Here is a 26,781-nt window from a genome sequence, read left to right on the forward strand (position 1 = left end):
CCTTAAAAGGAACTATTAAGTATGATTTACTTTATTGTTTTATTCTTTATTTGGGGATTTATATGTAAATATTCTTTTATTTTAAGTTAAAATAACTTTAATTATTTCATAGATCTACTTTTTATTTAGAATAATTATAATTAATTTTGCCGTCTAAATATTTTAAGGGTGAAAGTATCGTTATTAGTTGGTGCTGTTTTTTTAACAGCAGGTGGATTCTTGTCTGCTCAAAAAGTAGAATTTTATCATAATGGGCAACTCAAAAAAGGAGAACTTGTTAGTGGTGGTTTGAAAGAGTGTAAAGAGATTCATAAGAAAGATAATTCTATGGTTCTTAAGGGGAAATGTCAGATCGTCTTCCTGAATGCCAACAATAGAGAAGAAACTATTATCATAAAAGAGGGAGATGAACTACAGCTTCAGATCCTGTCACCTAAAAGCTCATCCCGCGAAAGATCAGAAATCAGAATCGAAGGCGTACAGCTTACCGCAAGAAAAAAACAGTTCTCAGAAATTTCCATTCAGCAGGAAGCACTTCAAAACCTGCAATCATTTTCTATCGGAGATGTTTTGCAGCAATTACCAGGTCAATATGTACAGCAGTTTGACAACACTCAGTTTAAAAATATTGTTTTCAGAACAGCCAGTGGATCACCTGTAACAGGATCAGGAAATATCCCCGGTGGAGATGATTTTGGAAACAGAGCTTTTGGGGTACAATTGATGGTTAATGATATCGTCTTATCCAATAACGAGAATATGCAGAGCTATGATTCTGCCAATAAGGGTCCTTTCAATATTAGTTTTACTACTTCAGGCCGTGGTGGAAATTTAACTCCAGGACAGCCTAATTACGGAGTTGACTTAAGAGAAATACCAACAGAAAATATAGAAAGTATTGAAGTCATACAAGGTATTCCCGATGCAAAGTATGGAGATTTAACTTCTGGTCTTATTAAAGTAAATACAATAGCAAAGGCTTCACCTCTTCGATTGGATGCATCACTCAGAGAAGGAACTTATCAGATTGGTCTTACCAAAGGTTTTGGACTCAATAAAAATAATGCACTTAATGTTTCTGTAGACTATATGAATTCTCTTTCTGATCCACGAACAAGTTTAGTGGGCTATGACAGAACAAATTTTAATCTTATTTGGTCATCAAAGGGAAAAAATGGTTTCAGTAATAAACTTTCTGCATCATTTTCTACCAATACCAGTAAAGGAAAAAAAGATCCGGATGATCTTGATGGGATCATTATTAATGTAGATAATAAAAGTTTTTCATTAGGAAACAATATCTCTTACAATTTTGCGCGAAATGGTAGTAAACCTTTTTTTAGAATGGCAAGTGCAGATATTGGGCTTAGCTACGCAACACAACTTACAGAACGTAGATACTGGCTGAACCAAGGTGCCCGTCCTTATGGAAATTCCGCAGGAGATGCTGTTTACTATGCTCCTTATACACCACCCAGTTACGAAAACCAAGCTTTTGCAGATGGGAAACCCCTTAATATTTATACCAATTTCAGTGTAAATGGAAGTAAAGTAACTTCATCTAAATGGTTTCATGCTTATAGCTTAGGAGTAAACTTCAGATATGGAGATAATTTTGGAAAAGGACGATATGGAACGGCAGGTCAGTTTGCCACTTTTAAAACAGCAGGTCAAAGCTCAGACGGTATGAGAGATTATAATTATCGGGATAATGTATTTTCAAGTAAACAATATGCTTTTTATGTTCAGGATAATATTACCAAAGTTTTTGCTAACAAAAATATTTTAAGAGCCAATCTGGGATTGCGTTACGATCTGCAGAATTCATTTTCTACCTATTCACCAAGATTTAATACATCTTATCAAATAGGAAACCTTTCTGTAAGAGGAGGATTAGGATTAACATCTAAAGCTCCTTCACTGAACCAGCTGTACACAGCACCGAGGTATTTTGACTTCCTGTTAGGAGATTATCGTTTACCAGGTTATTATTCAGCAGCGATTATGCAGACAGTAGTGACTCCGGGGGATAATTCCGATTTGAAACCTTCACGCAGCTGGAAAACAGAGATTGGGGTGGACTACCGATTTCCTTTCGGAACCTTTAACCTTACAGGGTACTATAATAAGTTATTTGATGGCTTTACGACTATGAGTGTTTTAAAGACAATGAATAAAGCTAAAGTAAATGTCAATATTGGGGGAACAGAAATTCCTACTTTCGAAATAGTGGGAACAGAAAAATTTCATTATCTCCAGAACCGTATTGTCAATGGATATGAGTCAGTAGATAAAGGATTAGAGTTTATGGCAAGTTTCAAAAAAATAGAAGCTCTTAATCTTGTGATCGGTTTCAATGCAAGCTATGTTGAAACTTCAGGCCGGAAGGATGATGGGCTTTATACTTTCAAAGCTCCTGAAATTACAGATAAGAATTTCGAATATGGAATTTATAATGATACCAGAAATAAAAGTTCTATGGCCAGAGCGAGTTTCAGCTTTGACTATCACCTGGCTAAAGCGGGTCTTATCATAGGTCTTAGAACAGATCATTTTCTTTCAGATAGGAAGTTAACAGGTGCGAATGACATTTACCCTGTAGGTTATCTTAAATATGATGGAGAAATACAAATGATTCCAGAAAATGATAGGACAAATCCTCTCTATCAGAACTTATTCCTGAAGCCTTCCGATGAAAAACTTTCAGGTTTATATAATAAAACCCTGCATAACGTTCATTTAAGGGTTACAAAAGATTTCTTAAGTGGTTTCAGATTATCGGTATATGTAAGTAATGTTTTCAATTTGAGAGCATACGATGAAAAGGGATATGTATATTCCAACTTTACTTCTACTTCTTTTGGAGCCAATATTTCATATAAATTTTAATAATAATACTAAAAAATAACAACAATGAAACGATTAATAGTATTGCTGATCATACCAATTCTTTTCCTTGTAGGATGCAACAGAGATGATGATTTCGGTGGAAATAAAGAGATTAAACCTGTTCCTTTTACCGTGAATATTAAATATGATGCCTCCAAATATCCTTCCGTTGCAGACAAAGGGGCAGCGAACGTTATAATTACTATGGAAAATGCAGCAACAGGTGATAAGGTTACAGGAAAAACTGATGCCAATGGAGACCTGAAATTATCTGCTATGTTACCGGGAACTTATAGCCTTCAGGCTGAACTTCAACTGAAGAAGAAGGAATATGAACAACAGATCGGGGAAGAAACCAGTTATGAAATTGTGCACTTTGGAGGGTTTGATGAAAAAGTAACGATCAATTCCAATACCTCTTCGAAATTGGTCAGAATCACCAGTGGTAACCTTGGAGATCTTGTGATTAAGCAGTATTATTATGCAGGTTCTGATACGAAATTAGGAGCCAATTTCAGAGATCAGTTTATTGAAGTTCACAACAATTCAGATCAGACTATTTATGCTGATGGTTTATATCTGGTATTTCTTGAAGGTAATACAAATAATAATGTGACCAATTATACCTTGTCTAACGGACAGTATGATTGGAGCAAGACTGCAGGCGGCGGATCTGCTGCCAATACAGATTATGTATATTCCAATATCCTTATAAAAATACCTGGAAATGGGAGCCAATATCCTATTTTACCAGGGAAAAGTATTATTGTAGCTCAAACGGCCATTAACCATAAAATGCCTTTTGATGATATTAATGGTACTGGTGTAGCCATACAGGACCCTTCAAAAACGGTTGACCTGAGCCATGCAGATTTTGAAACCTATATGGGAGATTATAACTTAAGTAATGGTAAAAAGCCTTTTCTGTGGGATATCCAAAATATTATGGTGCCGGATATGCAGGTAAGCTATTGGAGTATTGCCTCTAATGACTTAATTCTGAATGTAACTTCAATGCTGGGACTAGGAATTCTTAGAGCAACAGATGCAGAAGTGGCAAGCTGGAAAAAAGTGGCAGCACCTAAAGCGCCTACCGGAACTTTATTTCTACAGATTCCCAAAAACTATATCATAGACGGAATAGATATTACAGATAAGGAGCAAAAAGCTCCTAAAGACTTTCCTGCAGATATAGATGCCTCAAGAACTTTCATTGTTAATAGTACCGGATTAGCAGAAGGTACTTTTACCGGTCTATCTGTAATCCGTAAAACGAAAGAAATTATTAATGGCCGTGTAGTACTGCAGGATACTAATAATTCTGCCAATGATTTTGTAACGATTAAAGCAAACCCTCGAGGATATGCACAATAATAAAAATAAGACAATTAAAGCTTTTCAATACAGTATGTTGGGATTGGCTGTATTAGGCAGTCAGTTTTTCCATGCTCAGGCGACTCAGTTAGATAGTATCAACATCAGTTCTGTAGAAAAGAATATCAGGATAAATGATCCTTATCTCTCATTTTTTCAACCTCTTGATTTCTCACGGACAACTTTTCAATATTCTTCTACAATACAAAATTTTAAAAGAGTTCAGACAGCCGAAAAGACAGGAAACTTTAGTTTTCAGTCTGAAGGTGTTTATAAGTTGAATGATAAAATTGCATTATCAGGAAGACTTCATGCAGATAAAACTACTGAGGATAATGTTCCTTATATTCTGAATGATGAGAGAACCACCAATTCTTCATTTATTTATAACCCTTCATATTATTGGGTTCCCCGCACAGCAAGATGGCAGAAACAAAGTTACTTTATCAACGGACAATTTGCCTATAATCCTATAAAACCGGTTATCCTGCAAATAGGAGGGGAAGGAAGGTATGCCAAATCTTACAGACAAAATGCGGATCCAAGACCAAAAGTGGATAATTATAATTATAAAGCATTTGCTAAGTTAGGATTAAATTGGCGCCAACATTCCATTTTTGGGAAACTGAGCTATCTATATCATTATAAAGAGAACAATATTATGTTTGTTAATCTTGGTGGAAATATACCAGCAAATGACAGTATTTATATCCGTTACAATGAGGGCTATGGTAACCAATATATCGGGAATACTCAATATAAAAATTCCGAATATAAGATGGGCGGTTATATCTGGGGTGGAGAATATGCTTTTAATACTGCCAATACTCACTTTTCTGCCGGATATGACTATAAAAATGTCATCGAACGTTTCTACAAAGTGTATGAATACCAGGATGCCAATTATGCATATCATACAGATTACACAAAGTATTCAGGATTAAAAACCGACCTGCATAACTTCTACCTTAATTTTTTAGGAAATTATAATGGGAAAAAATGGGCTTCTATGGTGACCTATCAGGATCAGCTGGATACCAATTACAATTATCCGCTGGAGTATAGAACGTATCGTCTGGAACAGAAAAATCTCTCCTGGCAGAATAGTGTAGTTTGGTTCAATCATAAAAATGAAGCTTTTAAAATTCTTTTTGATGCAGCCTATGGAAAAAATCATGTAAAGGATCTGTCGGTGGTAATGGACCGTAAACTTTCTTTTTTCAATTACCGCTTGGGAGCGGAAAAAGAATTTGCTTTACAACCTTCTCATAAACTGGCAATTGGTCTTTCACAAAATCTGTATGTACCTTTGGAAAAAGAATTCAATTATCAGCCTTATCAAAGTACAAAAGAGAATATCTTTGCAACTAAAATCGCTCAGCCGGACTTTGCTTATGATGCAACGCCCAAAATTGGTCTTAATTTTAACGCAAGTTATATTTTCGATCAGAACAAAATCAGGTATGAGCTGTTTGGGAGTTTTTCTCAGACATGGCTGATGAACAGTACGTATAAAAATCAAGTAGACTACAATGGCAGAGCTAATCATGTTGCTTTGGTAGGACTCAATGTTTATTATTAAAAAAAATGAAAGACAGATATATCGCTTTTCTGGCAATGGCCGGAATGATATCTTTATTAAGTTATACTTCTAATGACCCTACGGGATATTCCGTGGAAGAGCTTCGTACTTTATACAGCAGCGGAGACCAGAGCAAATGGCCGGCTGCCCACTTATTTGATGAGGCTAAAGAAGGTTTTCAGGATATCGGACCTTTATCTAAAATGAACTTTCCTGAAAATAATCCCTATTCCGAAGACAAGATGGAGCTGGGAAAAATGTTGTTCTTTGATCCAAGATTGTCCAAAAGCGGACAGATTTCCTGCGCAAATTGTCACAATCCAGAAATAGGCTGGTCAGACGGAAGCAGGGTTTCGTTTGGGCACGACAGACAAACGGGAGTCAGAAATGCTCCTACTTTGGTGAATATCGGTTATGCGAAGACCTTCTTCTGGGATGGTCGTTCGGCAACACTGGAAGAACAGGTAAAAGCCCCTATCGAAAATCCGGTGGAAATGAATCTTCATATGTCGATGGCGACAAAGAATATCAAGAAGATCAAAGATTATAAACCATTTTTTGTAAAAGCTTTCGGAAATGGGGACGTTACAGAAGAGAAAATTGCAAAAGCCATTGCAACATTTGAACGCTCTCTGATAAGTCCACCATCGAAGTTTGATAAATTTGTTTCCGGAAAAAAAGATGCCTTAACAGATTCTGAAGTCAATGGACTTCACTTATTCCGTACCAAGGCCAATTGTATCAATTGTCATAATACCCCTTATTTTTCTGATCAGAAATTCCATAATCTAGGACTCACGTATTATGGAAGAAAGTATGAAGATCTGGGAAGATATATCGTGACTAAAAAGAATGAAGACGTAGGGAAATTTAAAACTCCTACCCTGAGGGAAGTTTCAGAGAACAAACCTTATATGCATAACGGACTTTTCCCTGAACTTGCCAATATCGTCATGATGTATAATGCAGGAATGGGCAGAGAAATTCCTAAAGGTGATCAGATCAATGATCCTAAGTTTCCTCACAAATCAGGAATGGTAGAAAAACTGAATTTAACGGATGATGAGGTTTTTGATATTGTAGAATTTTTAAAAACCCTGAACAGCTACAAATACAAAATGCGTCCGCCGGAATTACCGAAATCATAGACTAGCGGAATAAAATAATAAATATAAACACCTCTTTCAAGATAATTGAAAGAGGTGTTTTGTTTTAGATTTTCTGTTCTATTCAGTCCTAAAGTTCTTTTACAAAATAGGATGATTAATTAATCATGAAAATTTATAAAGAAATTAAATGATATAGTTTTAATACGTATATTTGTTTTTATTTAGAATTAATAAAAATATTAAAATTATTGTTGGGATAAAACTTAATGTAAATGGGGATTACTCAATTATAATAAGAAAATTAATTTAAATTATATATATCTACAAAAATCTAAACGTAATCAAAAATATTGACCGATCAATAGTATTGGTGAAAAACTTAAAAAAACTGAAAACAATGGAAGAACGAAGCAAAAGAATTCCTGCACTGGATTTGATAAAAGGAATGAGTGTTATAGGAATGATTATTATCCATACCTTATTGATCTATGCCAATGTGAAATCACAATCAGAATCTGCTATTGGCAGTTTTATTGTTTTTTTAGGCCGGGGAACTTCAATATTTTTAATCTGTATGGGAATCACCTTCATGACTTCCAGCCATCAAAGCCTTAAGAGTGCATTAAAGCGCGGAGTTTTACTTGTGTTTGCAGGCCTTTTCATGAATTTCATGAAGTTTATGATCCCTGTGATTTTTAATTTTGCTCCGGATAATTTTATCCAAAAATATGGATGGAACGCCCCCATAGAACAGCAATATGTATATCTGGTAATGCTGGGAGACATTTTACAGCTTGCCGGAATGTCTTTACTGTTCGTGGGCTTTATCAGAGAATATGTCAAAAATAAATATGTCATTCTTGCCATAGGGTTATTGGTAGCCCTTGTATCCCGGGAAGTAAGCGGAATCCATATTGATTATCCGGTCATTAATTATATTCTGGATCTTCTTTTCAGCACTGATTATCCAGCTTATGTATATTTTCCTGTTTTTCCATGGATGTCCTTTATCATCATCGGAATGTTTTTCGGGAAATGGTATCTGGAACTGAACTACAACAGCACGCAGTTATTTAGGAATATGCTGTATGCAGGTCTGGTGTTTATTGCTGTCGGAGCACCTTTGGTTTTTCTGTATGGAAAATATAATTACAATGGCTTTTATCATATGGGACCGGGAGGTGTTATCTACTTTGCAGGCTGGACCCTGATATTTCTTTGGCTGATCAATTCGATTACTTCAAAGGTTAAAGAAAACGGTTTTATGCGTGTTTTAAAATACTGCAGCAGGAATTTAACCTCAATGTATATGATACAATGGATATTAATCTCCTGGGGGAAAGGTATTTTCGGATACAGGCAGCATGAAATTGGCTATGTACTGGTGCTTATCGTGCTCTATATTATTCTTACATTCTCCGTTCAAACCTTGGTAGATCTTGTAAGAAAGAAAAAAACATTAATTGTTTTCAGACCGATAGCGCCCGATGAAACAGCTCTAAAATAATTGCTTCAATTAGCTTAAAAAATATTTTGTCAAATAGACAACGAAAAAACCGCAGTAAACTTTTTACTGTGGTTTGTTTTTTTTGATCAATCTAAAGAATTTCTACTTCTTCAGGCACTATAAAAAGAATGGTACAGCCATGCTGAGATGTCACAGAATGTTTAAAATTAGGCGGAGTATACAGATAATCTCCCTTTTCGAGCTGCGCACCGGCAATAGTGGCATCACCTTCCATGATAAACAGTTCTTCTCCCGCAGGATGATTGTGATAAGGATAGCTGGCTCCCGGATCAAATTTTAAAAGAATGCTGGTAGAGCGGTTTTTCTCGGGATCAAATCTTAAAGATTTTACAAAAATACCTTCATAATGTATTCCTTTTTCAATTAAAGGCTGCCATTCTTTTTGTTCAGTTTTTACGATGTAATCGTGGATGTTGGTGTTCATTATATTAAATTTTAATTGTTATGAGGTAGAAGTTGGTCCAGGCTCCATTGAGAATTTGAAAATGTACTCAGGAGAAATGCTGCTGCACTGAAAACAAAGACGGAGTAATCCAGAGGTTCTTTGATCCCAAAAGAAATACTCATGGCAACAGCAAATAATAAAGTGAGAACGGAGGCACACCATGCCGTCTTTTGTATCTGATAGCCTACCAAAAGTAAAATGCCAATCGATAATTCAGCGATAGTTGATAATACTGCAACTGCAGGCGCCCAAGAGTGGGGTAAAAATGAATTCGTTTCAGCTGTATAATCGATGAATTTTTTCCAGCCTGAAGACTTGGCTCCCCAAAGATTTAATCTACTGGCAACAGCAGATAAAAAACCAAAAGCAAGTGCAATCCTTAATAAAAAAACGGCGGTATCCTGTTGAGTTTTCATACGTGTCATTTTAGGTCTTAATTACAGTACAAAGTTCAGCGAAAGCCGTTGTCTAAAGAATAGACAATTCCGGAAAAAGCATATAATATTTAAAGAATAAAATAGAAATCTTCTAAATTTCCTTTACCGCTTTCTGATAATCTTTAGGAGATCGCGAAGTATGTTTTTTGAAGAAATTCGAAAAATAAAAAGGATCATTGAAGCCCAGCAGATAAGCGATTTCTTTTACCGTTAGCTTTTCATAAAGCAAAAGTCTCTTCGCTTCTGAAATAATAAGGCTGTAGATAACATTCTGAGCGGTTTTGCTGGTGTGAAGTTTTGATACCTCATTCAGTTTAACCTCAGTCGTTCCAAGAATATCGGCAAAATGAGAAACCTGATAATTGTTTTTAAAATGGCCCCTGACACTTTCCAGAAAATTTAAAAATAAAGCATCCGGTTTCCAGATTTCATCACCATTGGCAATTTTACTGCGGTTGATTTCTACCAATAGCAATTCAACCAGAGAATGGGTGGAGATCAGATACTGATAGGGCTGTTCCAGAATCTCTTTTTCAATGATAGTCAATGTTTCAGTGAAAAATGCCGGATTCTGTACGGTAATTATTTCATTCATTCCGAAATGACAAAATAATCCGTTGTGAAAAATAAGTTCGATGTCACTGTCATTTTTAGAGAAAAAATCAAGCGTAAATTCCAAAGCAGTAAGTTCTCCTTCTACAGATTTCAATTGATGAAATTGTCCGGAAGTAATCGTTACAACCTGTCCTGTTTTTAAGACAAAAATATTTTCGTCAATCAATACTTCAGTACTTCCATGGTTACACCAGAATAAAGTGTATTTGATGACCCGTCTGGGTTCAGGATGTCCTGCCTGATTAGAATATTTCTTTATTTCAATCATTTTTAAACCTATTAGAAATGTGACATTTCTGTTTCTATACTATTTCAGGAAACTAATTTATGATGACTAAATTACAAAAATGTTTAACTCAATTGATTAAAATTGAAAAACCTTTTTTTAAAGAAAAATACCTAAATTCGTTTAGTAATAAAATAAAAATTCAGAATGAAATACTCTAAAATTATTGTTATTGTTTCTCTATTACTGTTTCAGTTAGGAACGGCACAGGAAAAAGCAGATGTCGTATTAAATAAAGCTTTTAAAGAAGCTAAAACAGGAAAGAAAAATGTCTTATTGGTATTCCATGCGTCATGGTGTAAATGGTGCAAGATGATGGAAAAAAATATGGATCTTCCAGAAGCTAAACCCATTTTTGATAAAAGATTTGTCACTGCTTATTTGGATGTTCAGGAAAGAGGAGATAAGAAAAGCCTTGAAAACCCTGGAGGACAGGAGCTGATGAATAAATATAAAGGTGAAAATGCAGGACTTCCTTTCTGGCTGGTTTTAAACCCAAAAGGAGAAGTACTGGCTGATTCTTTTGATGACAAAGGCCAAAACCTTGGATCACCGGCAACACCAGAAGAAGTAACCGCTTTTATTGCTAAACTGGGAAAATCTTCAAAACTGAGTAAAGAAGAATCTCAGACTATCGAAAAGGTATTTGTGAAGAAATAACACGATAAAAAATAGAAAATAGGCTATCTCAAAATCCAAATAATTGGGCTCTTGAGATAGCCTATTTTTATTATATTGATCAGTTGTTAGAACTTTTTATAATAATACTCAATATTACTCCATAAAACCTGGTCTTCAGATTTTGTCATCTCAGACGGAGTGGTAAAAAGAGCTCCAAACATATTTTCATATTGGGTGGTACCAAAACACGCATTTTGAACAATGGTTAATCCATCACCGGTATTTCTCGATTCTCGTTTCGTATATCTAAAGGTTCTCTTTAAAGTAAAAGTGGAATTTTCTTTATTAAAATCACCAATATAAGTCGGCTTATTCGCATTACTGTCATTGACTAAAATTGAATCATTGATGATTTTAAAACTGTATGTCAGATCAGCTGAATTTCCGGCTATTAGTTGGATAGAATTGCTTTTCAGATCAAGAACGATCTTCTTCCATGCCGGTTCTTTGTACAGACTCCAGTAATTGCCCAGATAGGACTCGTCAGGAGTAGATTTACTGCCGGCTGACCCTTTGTAAAGTATGGTTCCTGTTACAGCGTAACTTTTGAATTCAAACTGATAAATTTCTCTATCGATCGGCCTCGGATCATCATTTGTATTGTCATTATTTCCGCATGAGATTAGCAGCATTAACATCATCACAGCATAAAAAGAGTTTTTCATCGGTTTTTTCACAAAAATAGAGGTTTTGTACGTATTGGTGAAGTAAAATAGGGTAAAAGTTGCCTGTAAATAAGTGAAAAAGCGAAAAAAAAGGGGGTAAAGGGTAAATTTGCAAAAAAACGGATTAGTTTTTTCTTTACGCAGTTGTAATTTTTATGTACCAAGTAGAGAATATAAAGTGTTAAATCTTTCTTTTCCTTCCCAACCTGTAAAAAATACGGCTATTTATTGTGACATATAAAAAGAGCGAATAGGCTTATTTACCTTTTCGCTCTTTTATTATACTTATTATTTTCCAAAATACATCTGATCCTGCTTCTGCTGCTCATTATAAATGATCTGGAAGCTGGCCGGCATGTATTGATAAAGGAGTTTCCAATGTTGGATTCTTGCGTGCTTTTTGAAACTTTCGAAAGATCTTACAAACATGTTTTCAATCATGTCTCTTACATAAGAATTACCATTTCTGTAAAGCCAATCCATCAGCTTGATGTGATGGGCTATGACACTGATCTTTGATTCCTGTAACAGATTCTTCAGATAATTTACGGTTGCCTGCATGATCCCAGCAAAATTGTCCTGAACAGACAACTGTGTGATTTCATTGCGAAGTGGCGCATAGAAAAATTTTAAGTATTCAACAGCTACCTTTTGATTAATAGTTTGCATTTGTACTTTCATCATAATTAAGAATTTTTCAAACACTTTTTATTGCAGCGAAATGTATACCAAAATTTAAAGGCAGGCAGCAAAAATAAATACACCTACTATCACAGCAACGTGAGTGAGTAATATCTCTGTATTGTGTCTGTTAGTCGTGGTTTTCCAGGTTTTCCAGTCTGAAATCCTTCTGATTTTATTTTTCATAATCAATTGATTGTGAGTTATTTTAATTTTTGTTTAATTTAAACACTTTGTAATGAAACGGCTCAATAATGTAATAAAACCTTTATATACCGTGGCTGTAAATTTGTCTTGAATATACCTTCTGAAGGTTGGCCGAAATGTGACTAAAAATCACTTTTCTGTATTCCTCACTACAGAAAGCGGTAGAATTGTCCAGAGAATAAATGAAAGTCGTCTCAATAGCATTTTTTAATATAGTATCTCCGTCAGTATAAATTTTGTCCATTTTTTGTAAGCTTCTGAACAACAGATTTCTGTCATTTTGGCGGATCATATTTTTAATACGTTCCGTGAAGGTCCGGATGATACTGTATGAATTTTGAATTTTGATCTCTTTTACTTCTTTTTCAAAATCGGGAACCACGTCTGTGATTTCCTGTACGGCTTGTAGGTAGTTCATAATATTATAATGTTAATTGTGTTCAAGCATTTTGATGATGGCCCCAAAGAGGAAAATGGTTAAAAAAGCAAAAAAAAGCATATGATAAGGTTTCAGCCACTTTGGAGTTTCAGGTCCTTTGCTTTTTAATCTTCTGAGCTTGTCTATTCTGTTTAATGTTTTTAAGTCCATATTCTATGTTTTCAAATCATGATGCCAATGGTATTCCGTTAGAAATGATATTGATTTAATGTATTGATATTTAATATATTGTGGTTTTTAAGTCTGGTTTTTTAAACAAAAAAGCATGTCAAAATGATATGGTTTTTATCAATTTGGAAAAGAAAATCCAAAAAACTCCTTCTATAACATCCATTACAAATGAATGACTGATAATTCCCCTCTTTTAGAGGGGTGGCGAAAATTCAAAGAATTTTTGACGGGGTGGTAAAAATTTTGCCTTTATAGAATCTATCCCACGTCATGACATTTTTTAAGTTTCGCAGAAAGGATAAGAATGAATATCTTTGCAGTCCAAATATTCAGAAAAATGTTTTCAAAAATAATAGTACACAGAGTCGGAAATAAGATCAACGGAGATTCCTTGACACTTTCACAAGAGGAATTGAAGCTGGAAGAAGGAATGGCAGAACTGCTTGAGAATTACTTTTTAGGATCATTCAAATCGGAAGAAACCTTCCATTTTTACAGTGATACTTATCTGGTGAATAACCCAATTTACAGTGCTGTTTCTGAAATTTTTGAAGATAAATCCAAGTTCATTTGGGAGTCTGAGAATATAGCAAAACATCTTTTTGAAGCGGCTGAAAACCCAAGAGTTCAGAGTGGAGAACTTTTCATCGTCCTTTTCGAAGATGAAAGTGACCGTCCGGACAGAGTAGACAAGATTGGTATTTTCAAAACGGAAAAGAGAGAATCTTTCCTGAAAATAAATCCTGCAGAAGAAACATTTGATATTGAAAAAGATCAGGGAATCGGGTTATCTAAAATTGATAAAGCGGCTTTGATCTACAACAATAATAAAGACACAGGATATGTACTTTCCGTAGTTGACAACAACAAAAATGGAGACATGTACTACTGGTTCGAAGATTTCCTGAAAGTAAAGCAGCGTGATGACGAATATTTCCACACGCAGGAGGCTTTGATGGTCTATAAAGATTATATCACAAAGCAGCTGCCTCAGGAATTTGAAGTTTCCAAAGCAGACCAGGCAGATTTTTTGAATAAGTCGATCAATTTCTTCAAAGAGAAGGAAGAGTTTAAACTTGATGAATTTGCCACTGAAGTATTGGGAGACGAACATGTGATTGAAAGCTTTGTCAACTTTAAGACAGATTACGAACAGGACATGCAGGTAAATATTGCAGAAGAATTCCCGATCAGTGAAGCGGCGGTAAAAAAGACTCAGAGACACTTTAAAAGTATCATTAAACTGGATAAAAATTTCCACATCTACATCCACGGAGACAGACAAAAACTAGAAATGGGAGAGGATGATAAAGGAAAATACTACAGACTTTATTTCGAAAAAGAGGTTTAAAAAAGAAAACGTCTATTCAATAATAATATCATAACTTTATTGCACATCACAAAATAGTAGTTATGAAATTCATGATCATTTTCTGGGGAGCTTTACTCTTCTTTTTCTGCGTTCCGTTTCCTATTTTCATTTATATGATGAGTGATGAGTTCGCAACAGAACCGAGAAATTCATTAGCCGTGAGCTATGGATATCTCGGTTTTTCTTTGCTGATATGGATCTATGTAATTTTTTTCTTTATCAATACCCTTTTCGTAAAAACTTTTAAGGAGAAAAATACCATGCAGTCTATTCTGCAGAACGGAATTCCAAGAGAGGCAAAAATCATCGATTATAAACTCCTGAAATATATTCCCAAAACCAATATAAACGTCATTCAGATTGTTCTTTCATTTCCTAACCTTAGAAATACATTGATTGAACATGAAATGATGTTTCAGGATTCCAAACCACAGGAAAAAAGATTCAATGCCGGAAACAAGGTAAAAGTATTGTTAAATCCAAATCTGTCACAGGAACCTTATTTTATTTTAAGTGATCAGAAAGTCAGGTTCAATACATTAGGAATCGTTTTAAGAATCGTTTTTGGTATATTGTTAATTGCTTACGTAATTGGGTTATACTCTTATTTCTATACACGGGAATCCTTTGATTTTGGTTGGAGATTTCTGACATTCATGCATCCTATTATTTTTAGCGGAGTAATGACGATTATTTATGTATTGGCTTTTCAATTGATTGTCGGGAAGTTTTTTAAAAATAAAAAAGAAGAATATATCCTCTTTTCCGGAAGAAATGCCGAAGCCAATATCATCAGTGTAAGCCAGACCGGTCTTACAGTAAATGACCAGCCAGAGATCATGTTTCAGGTGAGTTTCAAAGATTTCAGAGGGGTTGAACATATCGCTGTTTACAAGAAAATTGTCACGCTCCTGAATCTCTCTTCCGTCCCTAAACAGGGAATAGTTGAGATCATGTATGATGAAAATGACCCAAAGAAGATTATCATTCCAAAAGGGATTTAGGGAAAAAGTAACAAAGCAAAAGGAAAAAAATACATCAAAATAATTAAAACCATTTTTAGACTTTAGATGTAAAGATTTCTGTTTGAAATTCATTATTTAACATATAAAAAAAATAAAAAAGCATTTTTTTAATAAATGGTTTTTTGTTTAAGTAAAATCATAAATTAATTCAATTTTATATGGGGAATTTTCAAGTAAAAAATATGTTTTTGCCAGATAAACAGATACTTAACATAATAAAAGATATTCTGTAGGTTTGAGTTAGTTCTATATATTTGAGAACTAATTAAAAAATACATTTTATGAAAAAAATTAAAAAATTGACTCGTGAAGATCTCAAAACTGTAAAAGGGGGTATTAAAGAAGTTTGGATTGCAGAATTTTGTGGTCAGACTGCTACTACAACTCAAGATTGGACTGCTGAACAAGCAAATCAATGGCTTGCTAATCTTGAAGCAAATTACTGTAATTAATATTTGTTTCATATTAATTATTTGCACTTATGACCTTATAAAGTTATAAGTGCATATTTTTTGCAATCAAAAATAATTCTATGTACTACTATAAAAAAATATTTCAATTATTAGCCTTATGTTTTAGTGTCTTATTTTTTTCTCAATTACATAAAAAAGATACTCTGCGTGGTGAGTTTACCTATTTATTAAAAGCTAAATTGAATACATTAACTCCTGATTATAGACATGAAGAACTTTTTTCATTACAGGTAGGCGATAAACGTGCTTTTTTTGCAAGTATTCAATCACTGAAAAGAGATTCAGTATTCCAAACACTTCCAATAAAAACTTTAGAAAATGGAGCAAAACTGTTAAGCTCAAAAGGAGTATCCGTTCCAAAAACAAAATTTTCCTTTACCATACTACAATCAAATGAAAATATACAGTATTTCAACTTAGTTGGAATGTCAATACTTACTTACAAAGAACCGATCATTAAAAATTGGAAATTGAGTAATGATACAAAAATAATAAACACAATTAATTGTAAAAAAGCGGAAGTTACCTTTAAGGGGCGAAATTGGATCGCCTGGTATTCTCCCGAAATTCCTTTGCCTTATGGGCCATATAAATTTAGTGGTTTGCCTGGATTGATTGTTAAAATAACAGATGATAAAGAGGAGTATGATTTTGAGCTTGTAAAATCTATAAATGCATCTAGATTAAAAGGTACATTAATTAAGATAAACGAAAATCGATATAATGAAGCTTTTGAAACAACTCGACCAAAATTTGAAAAAGCATTAAAAGATGCTAATGCAAATTTAATTGGAGTACTCCAAAGTTCTGAAACCACTATTATACAAGGTCAAGAAATGATAAAGCAAAGACAAAAAGAAAGAGAAAAAAGCAAAAAATACGAAAACCCGATAGAATTAGAAAAAGAGTAGTAATAGCTAATCTTTTTTTGTTTGCTAATATCTATTCGTCTTTTTAGCTTATTCATTACCTTTGCCTCCTTAGCTAAATCATATGAAAACAACGCTTGTCGATTTAACAAAACCGATTCAGTACAATGCAGGAGACCCATGTTTCATGCGGGTGAAAATCAAACATAAAGCACATAGAAAATCACATTGGCTGATTCGTTTGGCACTGAGACTTCCAGCGAGGCTTTTTCCTAAAAACTGGACAGGCTGGGCAGATGATACCATCAAAAATATGGGACTTCATGCTACAACCCATATTGATGCTCCATGGCATTACGGTCCTGTAGTAGAAGGGAAACCTGCAAAAACGATTGATCAGATCCCTTTGGAATGGTGTTATGGTGACGGTATTGTAATCGACTGTACTCATAAAGAAGACTTTGTTGCCATTACGGTTGATGATCTGAAAAAAGATCTTGATAAAAACGGAATCACTATAGGGGAAGGAAATATAGTGCTTATCAGGACTGATCGTGATAAAATGATGGGCACTTCAGATTTTGTAGAAAAAGGAACGGGAATGAGCAAAGAAGCTACAGAATGGCTGATTGACCAGGGCGTAAAAGTCATGGGAATTGACCAATGGGGTTGGGATCTTCCTTTACGATATATGGCTAAAAAAGCCAAAGAAATGAATGACCCTGAATTTTTCTGGGAAGGTCACCGCGTAGGAATTGAAAAAGAATATTTACACATAGAGCAGCTTACAAATCTTAGTGCGCTGCCTCCATCCGGATTTAAAATATGCGTATTCCCTCTTAAAATTGTGGGTGGATCTGCAGCTCCGGCAAGAGTAGTGGCGATGATAAATGGATAGGTGAAAACATTCTTCTAAAAAACAAAAGCGCGAATTTATCTATGTATAAATTCGCGCTTTTATCTTTTTATTCTTTGATCTAATTTTTCTTTTTGAAAAACAAGGCTCTGTTATACTCAAAATTCATTCGGGCAATATTCAGAACAGAAATTCCTTGTGGACACTCCACTTCACAGGCTTCTGTATTGGAACAGTGACCAAATAGCTCGGTATCCATTTGAGCGATCATGTCCAAAACGCGTTTGCTTCGTTCTTCTTTTCCTTGAGGAAGGAGCGCCATATGGGTGATCTTTGCAGATGTAAATAAGGCGGCACTTCCGTTTTTACAAGTCGCAACACAAGCTCCGCATCCGATACATGCTGCAGAATCAAATGCTTCTTCAGCAGTCTGATGGGTAATCGGAATAGCTGTTGCATCAGGAGCCTGACCTGTATTTACCGATACAAAACCTCCTGAAGATATAATTCTGTCAAAAGCAGACCGGTCTACCTTTAAATCTTTCTTCACAGGGAATGCTCCGGCACGGAATGGCTCTATCAGAATGGTTTCCCCATCTTTAAAAGACCGTAAATGAAGCTGACAAGTCGTTGTGTTTTTTAAAGGACCATGGGCAATACCGTTGATCATCATTCCACACTGTCCACAGATCCCTTCACGGCAGTCGTGATCAAATTCTACGGGTTCATCTCCTTCAATGATCAGTTTTTCATTTAAGGTGTCCAGCATTTCCAGGAAAGACATATGGGAATTTAATCCTTTCAGGTCGTAGTTGACCAGTTTTCCTTCACTTTTTCTATCTTTCTGTCTCCATATCTTAAGATGTAAATCCATAATTTTCTGTTTTTTATTTGTAACTTCTTACCGTTGGCTGAATTTCTTCAAAGGCTAAAGGTTCCTTAATCAGCTCAGGTTCTCCATTTTCACCTTTCCATGCCCATGCGGAGATAAACTGGTATTCCGCATCATTTCTCATGGCTTCTCCATCCGGAGTCTGGAACTCTTCCCGAAAATGTGCCCCACAGGATTCGTTACGGGTTAAAGCATCATAGCACATTAGTTCTCCGATTTCGAAATAATCAGCAACACGGCCTGCTTTTTCCAGTTCGGTATTCATTTGGTCTCCCTGTCCGGAAACTCTTACGTCTTTATAGAATTCCTCTTTTAGTTTTCTGATTTCCTGAATGGCATATTTTAGCCCTTCTTCGTTTCTGGCCAGTCCGCAGTAATCATACAGAAGCTTTCCTAACGTTTTGTGGAAATAGTCAACGGTTTTGGTTCCTTTGATATTCATAAAGCCCTGAATCTGGTTTTTCACTGCATTTTCAACCTGCTCAAATTCCGGAGCATCCGGTGAAATTTTCCCGGTATGAATGTCATCAGCCAGATAATTGGCAATCGTATAAGGGGCAATAAAATATCCGTCTACAGAAGCTTGCAGAAGAGAGTTTGCTCCCAGTCTGTTGGCTCCATGATCCGCAAAATTTGCCTCCCCTAAAGCAAACAATCCCGGAACGGTAGTCATCAGTTCATAATCTACCCAAAGTCCACCCATAGAGAAGTGCGCTGACGGGGAGATCATCATGGGTTCTTTATACGCGTCGTATCCTGTTATTTTCAGATACATATCGAATAAGTTGCCATATTTTTCTTTAATCTTATCTTTTCCCTGTTCCAGTATGGCCTTTGAAAAATCAAGATATACAGCATTTTTTAAAGGTCCGATTCCGAAACCGGCATCAATTCTTTCCTTGGCTGCCCGGGAAGAAATATCCCTTGGAGCAAGGTTTCCGAAAGCCGGATATCTTCTTTCCAGATAATAGTCTCTTTCATTTTCCGGAATATCATTCGGGGGTCTGTTTTCACCTTCCTTCAGAGGTACCCAGATTCGTCCATCATTACGTAATGATTCGGACATTAATGTCAGCTTAGACTGATAATCTCCGGACTGAGGAAGAGAAGTAGGGTGTACCTGAATCCAGCTTGGGGAAGCCATTAAAGCGCCCTTTTTATGAGCTCTCCAGATTGCCGATCCGTTACATCCCATGGCAAGGGTAGACAGGTAATAGATTTTTCCATAGCCTCCTGTTGCCAGTACGACAGCATGGGCTGCATGTCTTTCAATTTCTCCTGTGTCTAAATTCCTTACAATAATGCCTCTGGCCTTGCCGTCAATAGTGACCAGATCAAGCATTTCATGTCTTGAAAACAATTGTACAGAGCCTTTTCCCACCTGTCTCATTAAAGCTTGATAGGCTCCAAGAAGCAGCTGCTGTCCGGTCTGTCCTCTTGCATAGAAAGTACGGCTTACCTGAACCCCTCCGAATGAACGGTTGTTCAGATATCCTCCATATTCACGACCGAAAGGAACTCCCTGGGCCACGGCCTGGTCGATGAGGTTCAGAGAACATTCTGCCATACGGTATACATTAGCTTCACGGGCTCTGAAATCGCCTCCTTTCAAGGTGTCTACAAACATTCTGTAGACACTGTCACCATCATTTTTATAGTTTTTTGCAGCATTTACCCCTCCCTGCGCCGCCACTGAGTGCGCTCTTCTCGGGCTGTCCTGGAAACAGAATGATTTCACATTGTATCCCATTTCTCCTAAAGAAGCAGCGATAGAGCTTCCCGCCAGTCCTGTTCCTACTACGATAACATCCAGTTTCTTACGGTTTGCAGGATTCACCAGTCTGGCTTTCTTTTTATAATTTTCCCACTTATGCTCCAATGGGCCTTGTGGTATTTTTGAATCTAAAATCATAACAGTCTGTTTATTGATAAGTAAAGAATACATACACCGGCATCAATGCAAAACCGATACAGATAATGATTGAATAGGCAATTCCGATAGTTTTGAACCATTTGACAAACTTAGGATGATAGAGTCCCAATGTTCTTACGGCACTATTAATCCCGTGGATCAAATGGTAGCACAGAGCAATCATAGAGAGTACATAAATGATAACATACCACCATTCTTTGAAAACATTCACTACCAGAATGTATAAATCTTTATTTCCGTTCTCATCCAAAGGAGGATTTCCAAATTTGTAGATATACCAGAAGTTCTGGAAATGGATCACCAGGAAGATCAGAATTAATGTTCCGAGGATTCCCATATTCCTGGAAGCCCATTGGCTGGCTCTTCCGCGTCTGTCCGACTGATAACCACCGCCAGATTTTTTATTTTTTAAAGTAATAATCAGCCCGTCTACAGCATGCAGAATAATACTGGCATACAAAACATAAGACACTATTTTGATAATGATGTTTCCTGATAAAAAATGCGAATAGGCATTAAACTGCAGGTGTGCCTGTTCTTGTGGCAGAAAAAGCTGAAGATTTCCAAGGAAATGAATCAACAGGAAGAATCCCAAAAAGAGTCCTGTAAGGCACATCAGCATTTTTCTTGACAATGTTGATAACATATTTTTGATTTAAAAATTAATAATATCCTAAGACTTTCATCCACAATCCTCCTACAACCATATAAATGATCAGCAGAACGATTCCTATTTCAAGACCTCTGACCCACCAGGCTTTCAGGTCTACATATCCACTTCCGAAAAAAACCGGAGCCGGACCATGTCCGTAGTGGGTAAGCACCCCATAAATTGAACCCATGAAACCAAGCATCATAGCCAATAGCATAGGAGGAATTCCCAGAGAAACCCCTACACCAAGCAATGCTGCATACATAGCCGCTACGTGAGCGGTAGCACTTGCAAAGATGTAATGGCTGAAGAAATACACCAGAATGATTACAGGGAAAGCTACCTGCCAGCTCAGACCACCGATTTTTACTTTGATAAGATCACTAAACCAGCCAATGAAGCCCAGCTCGTTCAAAGAACTCGCCATCATCACCAGAACGGCAAACCAAACGATGGTATCCCACGCTCCTTTTTCTCCTTTTACGTCTTCCCAGGTCAGTACTGAGGTTAGCAGTAACAATGTTAATCCAATGAATGCAGTGGTTGTGGCATCAATAGAAAGTGCTCCACCAAATATCCAAAGGGCTAATAGAATGAAAAATGCTAATAACATCAGCCATTCATTTTTAGAGATAGGCCCCATTTCTTTTAATTTCTGTGCTGCCATTTTCGGAGCATCACCGGTTTTTTTCAATTCAGGCGGGTATAATTTGTACAATACCAGAGGAACGACAAAGAATGCTACTGCACCGGGAAGAAATCCGGCTGCTGCCCATGACATCCATGTAATATCAATACCAAGGTTGGCTGCAAATTTCTGACACATCGGGTTACTCGCAGTACCGGTAAGGAACATAGAAGAAGCGATGAGGTTCATATAGTAGCTGTTCAATGTTAAGAATGACCCTAGTTTTCTATGGGTTTCCGGTTTTTCAGGAACGGAATCAAAGCTTATGGCCATAGATTTCATGATCGGGTAGATAATTCCACCTCCTCTGGCGGTATTACTAGGAATAGCAGGAGCCAGGCAAACATCGGCAAGTCCTAATCCGTATGCTAATCCCAATGAACTTTTACCAAAAACTCTTATGAATACGAAAGCGATACGGTTTCCAAGCCCTGTTTTGATAAATCCTCTGGCGATAAAAAATGAGATCCCGATCAGCCAGATCACTTTATCTCCAAAACCTGAAAGCGCTTTTGTAATAGATTTTCCGGCATCTCCGGGAGCTACCACCTGTGTAAGGGCTGTAAAGCCAATGGCCATCATACACATGGTGCCCATAGGAGCTGCCTTAAGGATGATTCCTAATATGGTTGCTGCAAAGATGGCAAACAGATGCCATGCATTCTCGGCAACGCCTTCCGGGGCAGGGATGAACCATATGATCAACGCAACGGCAAATGTGATCGCTACGTTTCTGATATTAATTTCTTTCATGATACTAACTATTTAGTGGGTTAAAATCTACTTTGTACTTGCACTATGAATAGATTGTTATTGTATTGTGAGGTATTTTCTACCTGATATTTGTAACGGTCAAACTGTACTCCCAGCTGAATTCTTGCTCCGTAATTTTTCAAAAATTCCAACCCAAACATTGGGGTAATCGTCTGTCTTGGGTTAGAAGCCAGTCTGAAATTGGTGTCAAGATATTCGTATCGGCAGGATAATTCAAAAGCACTGAGATTTCTATGGTTGATATCATATCTTAAATTGGGAAGGAAATAAGCACCACGGATCAAATACTGATCAGGATTATCCGGACGTAATTCGGGGCAATGGAATTGTAGAGTACGTGATTGGTAGCCTGTTTGGCTTCCAGCTGCATATCCAGACTCCATTTTGGATCAAACTGGATCAGTGAGCTCAGATCTATTCCCAGAGCATATACCTTTTTGCTGAAAACTTCCCCGGTACCTCCATTCAGACCTACATTGAAATTGTATTTTTTGAGAGTCCAAAAACCAAACGGGTCGAATACTGTTTTCCGTTGTCGTTATCATTGATCTGGTTCTTTCCGTTTCCATTGACGATAGAAACTGCATATTGGAAGGGTATTTCTCCAAGCTGAAGCTGTCCTGTGGCAGACATCCCGATCTGGAAACTTGTCCAGCCCAGTTTCCCAAACTCTGTATACTGATTAGACCAGTCTAAAGATTTAATAATGTCAATAGGGTAAGTCTCTTCAATACCGAACCAGGGTCTGAACTGTCCTACCGTAATCGCTAATTTGGGATTGAAGGTGTACTTCAGATAAGCATTTTCAAGAACTCTGCTTTTAGGATCATTTTTAAAATCGGCGAGGTTGGCCAAGACAACAACTTCTGTACGTTTACTGATTTGTGCCCGAACCTGAACCCTCATGTATTTAAGCATGAAATTATTATCAGTTCCGGAGCCATCGGTATGATGAAGTCCGTTTACATCAATATCCTTGGACATCCCTACCAGATAACGCGCCTGAAAAAGGCCTTTGATCTGCAGTATCGGATATTTTACATTGTCTTCTGAATCCTGTGGAGGAGGTGTGGTCTTCAGAGAATCCTGATTTTGTGCATACGCTGATAACCCGCAGGCCAGCATGCACAGGATCAGGCTTTTCTTTTTAATCGAAAAAAAGGCCATATCTTTTTTGTTTTTTTATTGTGGAACTTTATGTTGCCACTAGTTTCTTACTGTAAATGAACTTGAAAGCATTTTAAGCCAACCATCAAATCTTTGACTTGACACTCCTTTCAGAGGAAGAGAATGATTACTCATTCAATCATCGTGTGGCATACTTACGTCCTTTCCTCTGCTGAAAACAGATTATTTTACTTAGCGTAAGCGTCTTTGTGGTGAAATATTTATTTTAATCCTAAGAATGTGAACGGTGCAGATTCTTTAAAATTCGCATTGGATTTACCATTATAGGTGTTGTTATTACTCAAATCCAGTTTCATCACCTTTCCTTTAGGGCTAAGATCAAAATCTTTAAGATCTACCCAGAACGTGTTTGGAGTGAAAACGGTTTCAAAATAATACACCAGGTTTTTCTGATCCGAGACAGAGCGCCATCTCGTTGATGAAATATTTGGCTCCGTTTCAGAAGAGATTCCATAAGGGACCGAGCAGTTTCTGATAACACTGAAAACACTCGCCACCGCAGTACGGGTATCGGCAGTCTGCGGTATTGCATTAATATAGTAAGATGCTCTTACGAAGCGGTCTGCAGCACGGTTGGTTCCCGGAAGCATCACCGTTCCCGGAATCCCTTTCCAGTAGTTGTTAAGGGCCAGCTGTTCTTCAAAAACAGGAGAGTTGGTCATTACCGTATAAGAAGGATCATGATGAATCACCAGTTTTCCGTCAATATATTCAAATACCGCGTTGTCTCCTGAAGCGTCCGAAATGGAAAGATGAACTGTTGTAAACTTCTCTGTTCCCGGAATATAGTCACTTACAATGACAAACGGTTCTTTTCGTGAAAATTCTACAGCTTCTTTTACTGTGGCAAAATTATCAAGATAATATTGTGCCCATAATGAAATGGCAATTCCCTTTTTACTTCCTTTTCCATCAAATTTCGGGTACTGGGATTCTCCCAGCCAAAGCATGTTGGCGACCAATCCTTTTTCGTTCATCCCGTCTGCTGAAGCAATGTCCCAGGAAGAGCTGATGAGGCTTCCATATTTAGAAGTCCATTTTACAGATTTAGAGCCTACCTGTCCGTTGCGGTCTGCTCCTTTTGGGAAAACCCAAAGGTTAGCCGGGATTTCATCGCGCCAATCCATAGATCTGGCTGTGATAACGGTATTCTGAGGACCTTTGTAAACCACCCTTGTGCAGGCTTCTGATGGATTCCATAATCCTATAGAAAGGACTAGAGAAAATAAAATTAATGGGAACTTTTTCATAATAGTATTATTTGAATTTAAATTTTACGTTGAATTTATTATGAATAATTCAATGTATTGAGGCTGTATTCATTATTTGGTGACATAAATTTAGAAAAATTTGTTTAAATAACATAATATTTACGGTTAATAATCCGTAATTCATGTAATGAATCATGGTTAATGGCAGTAAAGTATCCTAATTGGATTTTTTTTCGTATCTTTTAGTGATATCATATAAAAAGGGGGTTAAAATGGAGAATACTTCAATGTATTTTTCAACCTTTTTTTCTAATAGAATATTCGATGGATGCAGGCTGAAGGGCTCTTAAAATTAAGTACCACAAAAGAGAATGCTGTTCAGAAAAAATGCTATATTTGGTTAATAGACTGAAGAGATATATGAATTTTATAGAATGCCATGAAGAACCTATCCATATTCCGGGTTCTATTCAAAGTTTTGGTTATTTGATTGGCATTGATGCGGAGTCCCGTACCATTACTTTTTTTAGCAGGAATATTTCGGATATATTTACAATCGAGAGTTCAGATGAACTATTCGGGAGAAAGATCACGGACTTTCCCCATAGTTTTCATAGCATTATTGATTCAGAGATCTATACTTCACTAGACCGGTTTACGAGACGTAAAAACGAAACCTACTTTGACAAGATTTTTATTAATGATAAAGAATATCACTTTTCTGTTTTCAAGAGTGATCTTTATATTTTCCTAGAGTTTGAGGAGGTTCTGATTAATCCCAATAAGCGGATTTCGAATAAGTATGATAATTTTTACATCATCGATAATGAAAAAGAGCTTTGGGATCATCTTTTGGAGACCCTTTCAAAGGTGGTGAATTATGACCGGATGATGGTCTATAAATTCATGATGGATGGTTCCGGGAAGGTTATTGCCGAGAAGAAGAATGAAAATATGGAAAGCTTTCTGGGACTTCATTACCCCGAATCTGATATTCCGAAACAGGCAAGGGATCTTTATCTTAAAAAAGAAAAAGAATCTTCAGCAATGTGTATGCTGATCTGGTTCCTATTCTAAGCAAGAAACCTGAAAATATAGATCTTACTTTTTCTGCATCCAGAGGAATGTCGCCTGTTCATGGGCAGTATCTTAAAAATTCAGGTGCAGCTTCCAGTTTCAGTGTATCTATTATTATTGATGATCACCTCTGGGGATTGGTCACCTGCCAGAATATAGAACCTAAGCATATTGATCTTGAGGACAGAGTACAGGCAGGTATTTTTACGGCATTGGCAGCGAATGCCTATTCTTCCTTTAAGTCCAAACGTGAACTGAACTATCGCTTGGAGCTGAATGAAAATATATCTCAGCTGAAAACAAAGTTTTTAAAACATAATCATCTTTTTGACTCTCTTATCGAAAGTAAAACAGAGATTCAAAATCTTCCGGAAGCTGATGGGCTGGCCATTATTTCGGATGAAAGTATTGTAACAGCCGGAAGTACTCCAGATCTCAAAAGTATTGCAAAGATTGCGCAATGGGGATTGGCAAATACAAATGACCGTATCTATGTAAGCAGAAGTTTTCTTAAAGATTACGGTGAAGAACTTCAGCTGTCTGAAAGTGCAGCCGGAGTGGTTATTTATTTCATCGAAAGAGATAAAAACGAGATGCTGATCTGGTTCCGCAAGGAGTTTAATGAACATATCGACTGGGCTGGTAATCCTCAAAAAGGGTAG

At 36.6% G+C, this 26,781-nt stretch carries 26 protein-coding genes and 1 pseudogene; 13 read left to right on the forward strand and 14 right to left on the reverse strand.

From position 1 onward, the window contains the following. Positions 1–168: 168 nt before the first annotated feature. The 5 genes from LF886_RS07085 to LF886_RS07105 all read left to right on the forward strand — a co-directional run bounded on the left by LF886_RS07085 (position 169) and on the right by LF886_RS07105 (position 8,461). Positions 169–2,889, forward strand: a complete 2,721-nt coding sequence (locus tag LF886_RS07085; protein WP_236853502.1) for a TonB-dependent receptor plug domain-containing protein — start codon at positions 169–171, stop codon at positions 2,887–2,889. Positions 2,890–2,913: 24 nt separating this feature from the next. Then, entirely contained in the window at positions 2,914–4,263 is a 1,350-nt protein-coding gene (locus tag LF886_RS07090; RefSeq protein ID WP_236853503.1) for a DUF4876 domain-containing protein, read from the forward strand. Then, on the forward strand, positions 4,253–5,845 hold the full coding sequence (locus tag LF886_RS07095) for a DUF6850 family outer membrane beta-barrel protein (RefSeq protein WP_236853504.1): 1,593 nt from the start codon (positions 4,253–4,255) through the stop codon (positions 5,843–5,845). Before LF886_RS07090 ends, LF886_RS07095 begins: the two co-directional genes overlap by 11 nt. Positions 5,846–5,850: 5 nt before the next feature. Further along, the gene (locus LF886_RS07100) at positions 5,851–6,993 is read left to right on the forward strand and encodes a cytochrome-c peroxidase (protein ID WP_236853505.1); all 1,143 of its coding nucleotides are present in this window, start codon (positions 5,851–5,853) and stop codon (positions 6,991–6,993) included. 358 nt (positions 6,994–7,351) lie between these two features. Continuing rightward, positions 7,352–8,461, forward strand: a complete 1,110-nt coding sequence (locus LF886_RS07105; RefSeq protein WP_236853506.1) for a heparan-alpha-glucosaminide N-acetyltransferase domain-containing protein — start codon at positions 7,352–7,354, stop codon at positions 8,459–8,461. 91 nt (positions 8,462–8,552) lie between these two features. On the opposite strand, the gene LF886_RS07110 is transcribed toward LF886_RS07105, so the two are convergent. The 3 genes from LF886_RS07110 to LF886_RS07120 form a co-directional block, all read right to left on the reverse strand. Beyond that, entirely contained in the window at positions 8,553–8,906 is a 354-nt protein-coding gene (locus LF886_RS07110) for a cupin domain-containing protein (protein ID WP_236853507.1), read from the reverse strand. An 11-nt stretch (positions 8,907–8,917) separates the two neighbouring features. Continuing rightward, the gene (locus tag LF886_RS07115; RefSeq protein ID WP_236853508.1) at positions 8,918–9,343 is read right to left on the reverse strand and encodes a DoxX family protein; all 426 of its coding nucleotides are present in this window, start codon (positions 9,341–9,343) and stop codon (positions 8,918–8,920) included. A gap of 112 nt (positions 9,344–9,455) precedes the next feature. Continuing rightward, positions 9,456–10,247: a helix-turn-helix domain-containing protein gene (locus tag LF886_RS07120; protein WP_236853509.1), complete on the reverse strand. Its 792-nt coding sequence runs from the start codon at positions 10,245–10,247 to the stop codon at positions 9,456–9,458. A gap of 165 nt (positions 10,248–10,412) precedes the next feature. Here LF886_RS07120 and LF886_RS07125 point away from each other — a divergent pair, with 165 nt between their 5' ends. Further along, positions 10,413–10,925 carry a thioredoxin family protein gene (locus LF886_RS07125; RefSeq protein ID WP_236853510.1) on the forward strand — a complete coding sequence of 171 codons (513 nt, stop codon included), beginning with the start codon at positions 10,413–10,415 and terminating at the stop codon, positions 10,923–10,925. Positions 10,926–11,011: 86 nt separating this feature from the next. Here the strand turns inward: LF886_RS07125 and LF886_RS07130 are convergent, their stop codons facing one another. From LF886_RS07130 to LF886_RS07145, 5 genes are all read right to left on the reverse strand, one after another. Next, positions 11,012–11,611, reverse strand: coding sequence for a hypothetical protein (locus LF886_RS07130; protein ID WP_236853511.1), 600 nt, complete (start codon positions 11,609–11,611; stop codon positions 11,012–11,014). A 288-nt stretch (positions 11,612–11,899) separates the two neighbouring features. Then, positions 11,900–12,295: a hypothetical protein gene (locus LF886_RS07135; RefSeq protein ID WP_124534218.1), complete on the reverse strand. Its 396-nt coding sequence runs from the start codon at positions 12,293–12,295 to the stop codon at positions 11,900–11,902. A 51-nt stretch (positions 12,296–12,346) separates the two neighbouring features. Continuing rightward, the gene (locus LF886_RS23895) at positions 12,347–12,478 is read right to left on the reverse strand and encodes a hypothetical protein (RefSeq protein ID WP_262509928.1); all 132 of its coding nucleotides are present in this window, start codon (positions 12,476–12,478) and stop codon (positions 12,347–12,349) included. 82 nt (positions 12,479–12,560) lie between these two features. Continuing rightward, a complete protein-coding gene (locus LF886_RS07140; protein WP_236853512.1) occupies positions 12,561–12,917 on the reverse strand; it encodes a hypothetical protein in 357 nt (118 codons plus the stop codon). Between the two features lie 12 nt (positions 12,918–12,929). Beyond that, positions 12,930–13,088, reverse strand: coding sequence for a hypothetical protein (locus tag LF886_RS07145; RefSeq protein ID WP_236853513.1), 159 nt, complete (start codon positions 13,086–13,088; stop codon positions 12,930–12,932). 358 nt (positions 13,089–13,446) lie between these two features. Here LF886_RS07145 and LF886_RS07150 point away from each other — a divergent pair, with 358 nt between their 5' ends. The 5 genes from LF886_RS07150 (at position 13,447) to LF886_RS07170 (ending at position 17,746) form a co-directional block, all read left to right on the forward strand. Further along, positions 13,447–14,460: a nucleoid-associated protein gene (locus tag LF886_RS07150; protein ID WP_109739374.1), complete on the forward strand. Its 1,014-nt coding sequence runs from the start codon at positions 13,447–13,449 to the stop codon at positions 14,458–14,460. A 62-nt stretch (positions 14,461–14,522) separates the two neighbouring features. Beyond that, the gene (locus LF886_RS07155) at positions 14,523–15,485 is read left to right on the forward strand and encodes a hypothetical protein (protein WP_236853514.1); all 963 of its coding nucleotides are present in this window, start codon (positions 14,523–14,525) and stop codon (positions 15,483–15,485) included. A 302-nt stretch (positions 15,486–15,787) separates the two neighbouring features. Further along, positions 15,788–15,958 carry a bacteriocin-like protein gene (locus tag LF886_RS07160; RefSeq protein ID WP_236853515.1) on the forward strand — a complete coding sequence of 57 codons (171 nt, stop codon included), beginning with the start codon at positions 15,788–15,790 and terminating at the stop codon, positions 15,956–15,958. An 80-nt stretch (positions 15,959–16,038) separates the two neighbouring features. Continuing rightward, a complete protein-coding gene (locus tag LF886_RS07165; RefSeq protein WP_236853516.1) occupies positions 16,039–16,890 on the forward strand; it encodes a GLPGLI family protein in 852 nt (283 codons plus the stop codon). 82 nt (positions 16,891–16,972) lie between these two features. Then, entirely contained in the window at positions 16,973–17,746 is a 774-nt protein-coding gene (locus LF886_RS07170) for a cyclase family protein (protein ID WP_236853517.1), read from the forward strand. Between the two features lie 79 nt (positions 17,747–17,825). On the opposite strand, the gene LF886_RS07175 is transcribed toward LF886_RS07170, so the two are convergent. The 6 genes and pseudogenes from LF886_RS07175 to LF886_RS07205 all read right to left on the reverse strand — a co-directional run bounded on the left by LF886_RS07175 (position 17,826) and on the right by LF886_RS07205 (position 25,081). Next, positions 17,826–18,578: a succinate dehydrogenase/fumarate reductase iron-sulfur subunit gene (locus LF886_RS07175; RefSeq protein ID WP_236853518.1), complete on the reverse strand. Its 753-nt coding sequence runs from the start codon at positions 18,576–18,578 to the stop codon at positions 17,826–17,828. A 13-nt stretch (positions 18,579–18,591) separates the two neighbouring features. Then, entirely contained in the window at positions 18,592–20,508 is a 1,917-nt protein-coding gene (locus LF886_RS07180; protein ID WP_236853519.1) for a fumarate reductase/succinate dehydrogenase flavoprotein subunit, read from the reverse strand. A gap of 10 nt (positions 20,509–20,518) precedes the next feature. Continuing rightward, positions 20,519–21,175 (reverse strand): succinate dehydrogenase cytochrome b subunit, encoded by a 657-nt coding sequence (locus LF886_RS07185; protein WP_103232749.1) that lies wholly within the window; start codon positions 21,173–21,175, stop codon positions 20,519–20,521. A gap of 16 nt (positions 21,176–21,191) precedes the next feature. After that, on the reverse strand, positions 21,192–22,622 hold the full coding sequence (locus tag LF886_RS07190) for an anion permease (protein ID WP_103232748.1): 1,431 nt from the start codon (positions 22,620–22,622) through the stop codon (positions 21,192–21,194). Positions 22,623–22,642: 20 nt separating this feature from the next. Next, positions 22,643–23,810: pseudogene (locus LF886_RS24005) on the reverse strand (porin). A 221-nt stretch (positions 23,811–24,031) separates the two neighbouring features. Next, positions 24,032–25,081, reverse strand: coding sequence for a linear amide C-N hydrolase (locus LF886_RS07205; protein ID WP_236853522.1), 1,050 nt, complete (start codon positions 25,079–25,081; stop codon positions 24,032–24,034). A 381-nt stretch (positions 25,082–25,462) separates the two neighbouring features. Here LF886_RS07205 and LF886_RS07210 point away from each other — a divergent pair, with 381 nt between their 5' ends. Together LF886_RS07210 and LF886_RS07215 are read left to right on the forward strand one after the other, a co-directional pair. Beyond that, positions 25,463–26,119: a hypothetical protein gene (locus LF886_RS07210; protein ID WP_236853523.1), complete on the forward strand. Its 657-nt coding sequence runs from the start codon at positions 25,463–25,465 to the stop codon at positions 26,117–26,119. Beyond that, a complete protein-coding gene (locus LF886_RS07215; protein ID WP_262913041.1) occupies positions 26,092–26,781 on the forward strand; it encodes a GAF domain-containing protein in 690 nt (229 codons plus the stop codon). The genes LF886_RS07210 and LF886_RS07215 overlap by 28 nt, the downstream gene beginning before the upstream one ends.

Origin of the sequence: Chryseobacterium sp. MEBOG07, from assembly GCF_021869745.1 — a bacterium.
Lineage (GTDB): Bacteria > Bacteroidota > Bacteroidia > Flavobacteriales > Weeksellaceae > Chryseobacterium > Chryseobacterium viscerum.